Source organism: Enterobacter cloacae complex sp. IR53041 (assembly GCF_049238285.1).
In the GTDB taxonomy this organism is placed as follows: Bacteria; Pseudomonadota; Gammaproteobacteria; order Enterobacterales; family Enterobacteriaceae; genus Enterobacter; species Enterobacter roggenkampii.
Genome location: NZ_JBMKHB010000060.1, coordinates 1 through 8,361 on the forward strand (window position 1 = coordinate 1; position 8,361 = coordinate 8,361).

The following is an 8,361-nucleotide window of genomic DNA, read 5'->3' on the forward strand; positions in this document are numbered from 1 at the left end:
ACTACGACCGAAAAACCCAGAGTGTGGTGCGGATAGACTAAAAGTGTTACCTATGTTCCCGGTCTGATCTGTCACCTATGTATCCGGTCATACACTACGCTTACCGGGCCTACGGTTTTGTAGGCCGGGTAAGGCGAAGCCGCCACCCGGCAAAACAGGCTACGCCAGATCCGCCCCGTTACTCGCAATCACTTTCTTATACCATCTGAACGATTTCTTGCGTTTCCGTTCCAGCGTGCCGTTCCCGGCGTCGTCGCGGTCGACGTACACAAACCCGTAGCGTTTGCTCATCTCCCCCGTCGAGGCCGAGACCAGGTCAATGCAGCCCCAGGTGGTGTAGCCCATCAGCGGCACGCCGTCCTCAATCGCATCGCCCATTGCGCGGATGTGCTCGCGCAGGTAGCTAATGCGGTAGTCGTCGTTGATCTCGCCGTTTTCATCGATGACGTCTTTCGCCCCCAGGCCGTTTTCCACCAGGAACAGCGGCTTCTGGTAGCGGTCGTACATCATGTTCATGGTGATGCGCAGCCCGAGCGGGTCGATGCCCCAGCCCCATTCGCTCACCTGAATGTGCGGGTTGCGCAGGGACTTCACGATGTTCGCCGCGCTGGTGTTGCCCGCGTTCATGTCCGCCGAGGCGCAGCGCGAGGCGTAGTAGCTAAACGACACAAAGTCGACGGTATTTTTCAGCAGTTCGTCATCGCCCGGGTCTTTCACAATTACCACGCCTTTCTCGCGGAACACGCGGGCAGAATAGGCCGGATAGCGGCCGCGCGCCTGCACGTCGATAAAGAACAGGTTCTCGCGGTCTTTCTCCAGCGCCATCCACACGTCTTCCGGCTTGCAGGAGTAGGGGTAGAAGTTACCGCCCGCCAGCATGCAGCCCACCTGGTTTTCCGGGTTTACCTCGTGGGCAATTTTGGTCGCCAGCGCGCTCGCCACCAGCTCGTGGTGCGCGGCCTGGTATTTCACCTGGTCTTCGTTTTCGCCTTCCTCAAACACCAGTCCCGCGCCGGAAAACGGGCTGTGCAGCATGATGTTGATTTCGTTGAAGGTCAGCCAGTATTTCACCAACCCGTTAAATTCTTCGAAGCAGGTGCGGGCGTAGCGGGCGAAGAAATCGACCATCTTGCGGTTGCGCCAGGAGCCGTACTCCGTCACCAGGTGCATCGGCACGTCAAAGTGGCAGAGGGTCACCAGCGGCTCGATGTTGTACTTTTTGCACTCCTCGAACACCGCGCGGTAAAAGGCAATGCCCTCTTTGTTCGGCAGCGGCTCGTCGCCGTTCGGATAGAGGCGGCTCCAGGCGATCGAGGTGCGGAACACCGTAAAGCCCATCTCCGCCATCAGGGCGATGTCCTCTTTATAGCGATGGTAAAAATCAATCGCCTCGTGGCTCGGGTAGAACTCGTCGTCATGCAGCGAGAAACGCTTTTCCTTACCGAGCTTCACTGCCAGGCGATTCGCGCCGTGGGGGATCATATCGACCGTCGTCAGCCCTTTGCCGCCTTCACGGTAAGCCCCTTCGCTCTGGTTGGCGGCAAGCGCGCCGCCCCATAAAAATCCTTGTGGAAAAACAGACATTCTTACCTCGCTTTCAATTTATGCTTTTGCTGCGTTGTTCTGTACCGGTGCGGTCTGCAGGGCGCGCGCTTTTTCAGCCTCGTCTTCGACCGGAATATCCTCAAAGCCCAGTATCAAAGTCAGAATAAACGACAGCACCACTGCCAGACCCATCACGCCAAACACCCAGACGATGGTCATCGGGTTGGCCGGGTCGAAGAACTGCACGCTGGTGAACAGCCCCGGTGCCGCCATCGAGTGGCTGGCAAGACCGGCTATGCCCGCCACCGCGCCGCAGATAAAGCCGCTGATCAGGCTGGCAATTAGCGGGCGTTTCAGACGGATCGCGACGCCGTACAGGGCCGGTTCAGAGATCCCCGCCATGATGGCGGAGGCCGCCGCCGCCAGCGCCGTCTGGCGCAGCTCCGGGTTTTTCGTTTTCCACGCCACCGCCAGCGACGAACCGCCGAGCGACAGGTTGGCGCCAATTTCCGACGGCATCACCATCCCTTCCTTGCCCGTTTCGGCAATGGTCTGAATGATGGTCGGCGTAAAGACGCGGTGCATCCCGGTCATCACCAGCAGCGGCCACAATGCGCCCATGATCGCCACGGAGAGCCAGCCCAGGTAGCCGTGAATGGTGTAGACCAGCGCGGAGATGGCGCTACCGATCCAGATCCCCAGCGGGCCAATCAGCACGATGGCGAGCGGGGCGGCAATCAGCACGATCAGCATCGGCTTGAGGAAATTTTTCGTCACCGCCGGGGTGATGCGATCCACCCAGCGTTCGATGTAAGACAGGCACCAGGTCATCACCAGCGCGGGGATGACGGTGTAGGTGTATTTCACAGCCGTCACCGGGATAAAGGCGAACTCAACGTGCTCGCCCTGCGCGGCTTTCGCCATCAGCTCGATAAAGCTCGGGTGCACCAGCACGCCCGCAATGGCTATCGCCAGCGACATGTTGGTTTTGAATTTCACCGCCGCCGAGGCCGCCACCATCAGCGGCAGGAAGAAGAACGCGCCGTCGCCGATGACGGTCAAAATGGTGAGCGTCGGTGCGCCTTTGGGCAGCACGCCGGTCATCTCGAGGATCATCGCCAGCAGCTTGACCATCGAGCCGCCGATGATCGCCGGGATCAGCGGGGACATGGTGCCGATCAGCGCGTCGAGGATCCCGGCGCCAATGCGGCGTAACGTCAGCTTTTGCGGGCCTTCCGGCACCGCGGGCTGCAGGTCAGCGGGCAGCAGGCTTACCACCTCGCGGTACGCCTGAGAGACGGTATTGCCAATAATCACCTGGCACTGGTTGTCGCTGCGCACCACGCCGAGCACGCCGCTGATGCTTTTCAGGCGCGCGGCGTCGGTGAGGGTTTCGTCTTTCAGAACGAAACGCAGTCGCGTCATGCAGTGGGTGACGGCGACGATGTTCTCTTTGCCGCCCAGCGCGCTGATAACGTCGTTCGCCAGCGCAGCGTAATTTTTGGCCATCGGATGTGATCCTGTTATCGTTGTGTGAAATGTAGGAAACCGGTTCCACATAATCATCATGAGTTTTTATGAATGAAACAAGATCGCTTTTTGACCATTTTTTTATTTCGTGACGCCGATCACCAGCAGGAACCCAAAGCGTGATGTCGCCGCTGCGACAATTTTTCTGCAGTGCAGTACACTGCGCTCCATCAGATTCAGACGGAATAACAACATGACCACGATGCTTGAAGTGGCGAAGCGGGCAGGCGTTTCGAAAGCGACGGTATCCCGGGTGCTATCGGGCAATGGCTATGTCAGCCAGGAGACCAAAGACAGGGTGTTTCAGGCCATTGAAGAGAGTGGCTATCGCCCAAATTTGCTGGCGCGCAACCTGGCGACCAAACGCACCCAGACGCTGGGCCTGGTGGTGACCAACACCCTTTATCACGGCGTCTACTTTAGCGAACTGCTGTTTCACGCCGCGCGCATGACGGAGGAGAAAGGGCGGCAGTTGATCCTCGCGGACGGCAAGCACAGCGCCGATGAAGAGCGCGAGGCGATCCAGTATCTGCTCGATATGCGCTGCGACGCGGTGATCATCTATCCGCGTTTTCTGAGCGTGGAAGAGATGGATGCGATCGTCGAGAAGTGCGAGCAGCCCATTATGGTGCTCAACCGCCGCCTGCGGAAAAACAGCAGCCACAGCGTGTGGTCCGATCATAAAGCCTCCAGCCAGGACGCGGTGTCACAGCTGATTGCGAAAGGGCATCGTGAGATCGCCTTTATCACCGGCTCGCTGGATTCTCCCACCGGGGTTGAGCGTCTCTCCGGCTATAAGGACGCGCTGGCGCAGCACGGTATTCCGCTGCGCGAGGCGCTGATTGCGCAGGGGAAGTGGAACCCCGCCAGCGGTGCGGCGGCGGTGTCCGAGCTGCTTGCTCGGGGTGAGCGCTTTACGGCGCTGGTGGCGAGCAATGACGATATGGCCATCGGTGCCATGAAGCAACTGCACGACAGCGGCGTGGCCACGCCGGACGCGGTGTCGGTGATCGGTTTCGACGATGTGGCCATCGCGCCTTACATTGTGCCGTCGCTCTCCAGCGTCCGCATCCCGGTAACGGAAATGATCAAAGAGACCATCAGCCGCCTGATCTTCATGCTCGACGGCGGTGAGTTTAAATATCAGCAAACCTTCTGCGGCGAGCTTGTCCTGCGCGACTCGGTTATTGACGGCCCGCACCGCTGATGTCGACAGCCGTCATCGTCATAAGTGACGATGACGGCACCGCTTTAATTTTTAAAATGAAACAAAATCAATAATTTAATTATTGGCACGGTTTATGAATATCTCCGCGCATAACTGTAATGCTGGAGAAGCAGATGAACCGTTTTATTATGGCCGATGCCAGTAAGTGTATTGGTTGCCGTACCTGTGAAGTGGCGTGCGTGGTTTCCCATCAGGCGGAGCAGGACTGCGCGTCGCTCACCCCTGACACCTTCCTGCCGCGCATCCACGTCATCAAAGGCGTGAATATTTCTACCGCCGCCATCTGTCGCCAGTGCGAAGACGCACCGTGCGCGAACGTCTGCCCGAACGGGGCGATTAAACGCGAGAAAGGCTTTGTGCACGTGATGCAGGAGCGCTGCATTGGCTGCAAAACCTGCGTGGTTGCCTGCCCGTATGGCGCGATGGAGGTGGTGGTCCGTCCGGTGGTGCGCAACAGCGGCATGGGGCTGAGCGTGCGGGCGGAGAAAGCCGAAGCCAACAAGTGCGACCTGTGTTACCACCGTGAGGCCGGCCCGGCCTGTATGGAAGCCTGCCCGACGCACGCGCTGGTCTGCGTGGATCGCGACAAGCTTGAGCAGATGAGCGCCGAAAAGCGCCGTCGCGCGGCGTTCGACACCTCGTCATCACTGCTGTTCTGAACCGTATGAGCAGCAACGGCGTTCAGCTGCGGGTGCGCGGCAAGGTGCAGGGCGTGGGGTTTCGTCCCTTCGTCTGGCAGCTGGCGCAGGCGCTTCAGCTGACCGGTGACGTCTGCAATGACGGAGAGGGCGTGCTGGTGCGCCTCGCGGGTAATGGGGGGGCCTTTACCGCGAGGCTGCATCAGGACTGCCCGCCGCTGGCACGCATTGATCGCGTGGAAGCGCAGCCGTTTACCTGGGCGCACGTGCCGGAGGACTTTACCATCCGCCACAGCGGGGCCGGGACGATGGACACCCAGATTGTCCCCGATGCCGCGACCTGTCCGGCGTGTCTGGCTGAGATGGGCGACCCACGCGAACGCCGCTATCGCTATCCGTTTATCAACTGCACCCACTGCGGGCCGCGGTTTACCATTATCCGCGCCATGCCCTACGACCGCCCGGCCACGGCAATGGCGCCGTTCCCGCTCTGCGGGCCGTGTGAAGCAGAGTACCGTAATCCTGCCGACCGCCGTTTTCACGCCCAGCCGGTCGCCTGCCCGGACTGCGGACCCGCGCTGGCGTGGCGTGCGGGCGACATGACCGCTGAGCGCGAGGCTGCGCTGCGCGCGGCGGTGGCGATGCTGAAAAGCGGCGGTATTGTTGCGGTTAAAGGGCTGGGCGGCTTTCACCTCGTCTGCGATGCGCGTAACCCGCAGGCGGTCGCGACGCTTCGGTCACGCAAGCAGCGCCCGTCGAAGCCGCTGGCGGTAATGATCCCACATGCGGATGACCTGCCGGAGACGGTTCAGGCGCTGCTACGCTCACCCGCCGCACCCATTGTGCTCACGCCAAAAGCCTGGCTGCCCGCGCTCCCGGAAGGTATCGCACCCGGTCTGGATTCCGTGGGCATCATGCTTCCTGCGAACCCGCTGCAGCATCTTCTGATGATGGACTGCCAGCGCCCGCTGGTGATGACCTCCGGCAACCTCAGCGGCAGACCGCCTGCCGTCACCAACCGCCAGGCACTGGATGAGCTCAGCGGCATCGCGGACGGTTTCCTGCTGCATAACCGTGACATTCTGCAGCGGATGGACGATTCGGTGATGGATCGGGACGGTGCGATGCTGCGCCGCGCGCGCGGCTTTGTGCCGGATGCCATCACGCTGCCTGCCGGGTTCGACAATATCCCCGCCATGCTGTGCACCGGGGCGGAGATGAAAAACACCTTCTGCCTGGTGCGTGGGAACCAGGCGGTGCTGAGCCAGCATTTTGGCGATCTCGGTGACGAGGGTGTGGAAGCGCAGTGGCGTTCCGCGCTGTCGGTGATGCAGGACATTTACGCCTTTCAGCCGACGCGCGTGGTGTGCGATGCCCATCCTGGATACCGCGCTCGCCAGTGGGCGCAAGCGCAGGCGTTGCCCCTTGAAGAGGTACACCACCATCACGCTCACGCCGCGGCGTGCATGGCCGAAAACGGCTGGCCGCGCGAGGGCGGAGACGTTATCGCCCTGACGCTGGACGGGATCGGCATGGGGGAAAACGGCACGCTGTGGGGCGGAGAGTGCCTTCGGGTCAGCTATCTCGAATACGCGCATCTGGGTGGCCTGCCTGCCGTTGCGCTGCCGGGTGGCGATCTGGCGGCGCGGCAGCCGTGGCGCAATCTGCTCGCCCACTGCCTGGCGTTTGTGCCTGACTGGCAGCAGTACCCGGAAACCCACGCGGTACAGCGCCAGAACTGGCCGCTGCTGGCGACGGCGATCCAGCGTGGCCTCAACGCGCCGCGGGCCTCGTCCTGCGGTCGCCTGTTTGATGCAGTCGCCTGCGCGCTGGGTATCGAAACGCAATCCTGGGAAGGTGAAGCCGCCTGCCGGCTGGAAGCCCTGGCATCGCAGTGCGCGGGTGTCGACCATCCGGTGACGCTGGACGCGGATAATCTCGCGCTTTTCTGGCAGCAGTGGCTGAGCTGGCAGGCGGAGCCCTGCGCGCGCGCCTGGGCGTTTCACGACGCGCTGGCAAAAGGGCTGGCGCAGCTCGCCGCGTTTCACGCCCGGCGCCTGTCGCTGTCGACAATCTGCCTCAGCGGCGGGGTATTGCACAACCGTCTGCTGCGCGCGCGTCTGCGTCATTATCTTTCTGACTTTACGCTTCTTTTTCCTTCGCGCCTGCCCGCAGGTGACGGAGCGATCTCCTTCGGGCAGGCGGTGGTCGCCGCTGCCCGGTCATGTTTACAAAGGACTTAAAATGTTACGACTGTTACGCAATGAACCTCGCGCCGCGCTTCTGCTGCTGGCTCTGGTAATGGCAAACCTGCTGGCCTGGGGATGGGCATGGCACACCTTTAGCGGCAGCACGGCGCTGATGGCGGCAAGCCTGCTGGCGTGGTGCTACGGACTGCGTCACGCGGTGGACGCTGACCACATTGCCGCCATTGATACCGTGACGCGTAAGATGATGCAGCAGGGCAAACGCCCCTCTGGCGTGGGGGCGTGGTTCTCGCTGGGCCACTCTACTATCGTGGTGCTGGCCTCCATTGCCATCGCCGCTACCGCCACGGCGTTTCAGAAGAACATGGAGTGGTTCCACGAAACCGGCAGCCTGATAGGCACCGCCGTTTCCGCGACCTTCCTGCTGGCGATGGCGCTGGTGAATATGGTGATCCTGCGCGGCGTCTGGCGCAATTTTCAGGCGCTAAAACGCGGCAGGCCCGTGCAGGACGACATCACGCTACCTGCTCAGGGCGGGGTGATGAACTGGCTGTTTGGCAAGACCTTCCGCCTCGTCAATAAAAGCTGGCAGATGTACCTGGTCGGTTTCCTGTTTGGTCTCGGCTTTGATACGGCCACCGAGATCGGCGTGCTGGGGATCTCTGCCGCCAGCGCGTCCAGCGGAATGTCGGTGTGGTCAATCATGATCTTCCCGGCACTCTTCGCCAGCGGCATGGCGCTGGTGGATACCCTCGACAACCTGCTGATGGTGGGTGCCTACGGCTGGGCGTTTAACAAACCGCAGCGCAAGCTCTACTACAACATGACCATCACCGGCACCTCCGTGGTGGTGGCGCTGTTTATCGGCGGGCTGGAAGCGCTGGGTCTGCTGATGGATAAATTTGCCCTCAGCGGCGGCCTCTGGGATCTGATTGGCGCGGTAAACGACAATCTGGGCAACGCCGGGTTTGTCGTCGTGGGTCTGTTTGTCGCCTGCTGGCTGATCTCCATGGCGAATTACCGCTGGCGCGGCTACGACGCGCTGGTGGTACGTTCCTGAACGACCCAGTCCGGTGGCGCTACGCTTTTACGGGTCTGCATGTAGGCCGGGTAAGCGGAGTGTATGACCGGATACATAGGTGACAGATCAGACCGGGAACATGGGTAACACTTTTAGTCTATCCGCACCACACTCTGGGTTTTTCGGTCGTAG

General features: G+C 61.2%; 6 protein-coding genes. 4 read left to right on the plus strand and 2 right to left on the minus strand.

All coding sequences use genetic code 11. The features are described from left to right. Window positions 1–159: 159 nt before the first annotated feature. Both ACOTXF_RS23305 and ascF read right to left on the minus strand, forming a co-directional pair. Window positions 160–1,584 (minus strand): 6-phospho-beta-glucosidase, encoded by a 1,425-nt coding sequence (locus ACOTXF_RS23305; protein WP_047746993.1) that lies wholly within the window; start codon window positions 1,582–1,584, stop codon window positions 160–162. 18 nt (window positions 1,585–1,602) lie between these two features. Next, window positions 1,603–3,054 carry a PTS cellobiose/arbutin/salicin transporter subunit IIBC gene (gene ascF, locus ACOTXF_RS23310; RefSeq protein ID WP_048962870.1) on the minus strand — a complete coding sequence of 484 codons (1,452 nt, stop codon included), beginning with the start codon at window positions 3,052–3,054 and terminating at the stop codon, window positions 1,603–1,605. Between the two features lie 214 nt (window positions 3,055–3,268). On the opposite strand from ascF, the gene ACOTXF_RS23315 reads away from it, so the two are divergent. From ACOTXF_RS23315 to ACOTXF_RS23330, 4 genes are all read left to right on the plus strand, one after another. Next, window positions 3,269–4,282, plus strand: a complete 1,014-nt coding sequence (locus tag ACOTXF_RS23315) for a LacI family DNA-binding transcriptional regulator (RefSeq protein WP_047746991.1) — start codon at window positions 3,269–3,271, stop codon at window positions 4,280–4,282. Between the two features lie 134 nt (window positions 4,283–4,416). Next, window positions 4,417–4,962: an electron transport protein HydN gene (gene hydN, locus ACOTXF_RS23320; protein ID WP_008499565.1), complete on the plus strand. Its 546-nt coding sequence runs from the start codon at window positions 4,417–4,419 to the stop codon at window positions 4,960–4,962. A 5-nt stretch (window positions 4,963–4,967) separates the two neighbouring features. Next, window positions 4,968–7,184, plus strand: a complete 2,217-nt coding sequence (gene hypF, locus ACOTXF_RS23325) for a carbamoyltransferase HypF (protein ID WP_047746990.1) — start codon at window positions 4,968–4,970, stop codon at window positions 7,182–7,184. 1 nt (window position 7,185) lies between these two features. Then, window positions 7,186–8,208, plus strand: coding sequence for a HoxN/HupN/NixA family nickel/cobalt transporter (locus ACOTXF_RS23330; protein ID WP_047746987.1), 1,023 nt, complete (start codon window positions 7,186–7,188; stop codon window positions 8,206–8,208). Window positions 8,209–8,361: the final 153 nt, after the last annotated feature.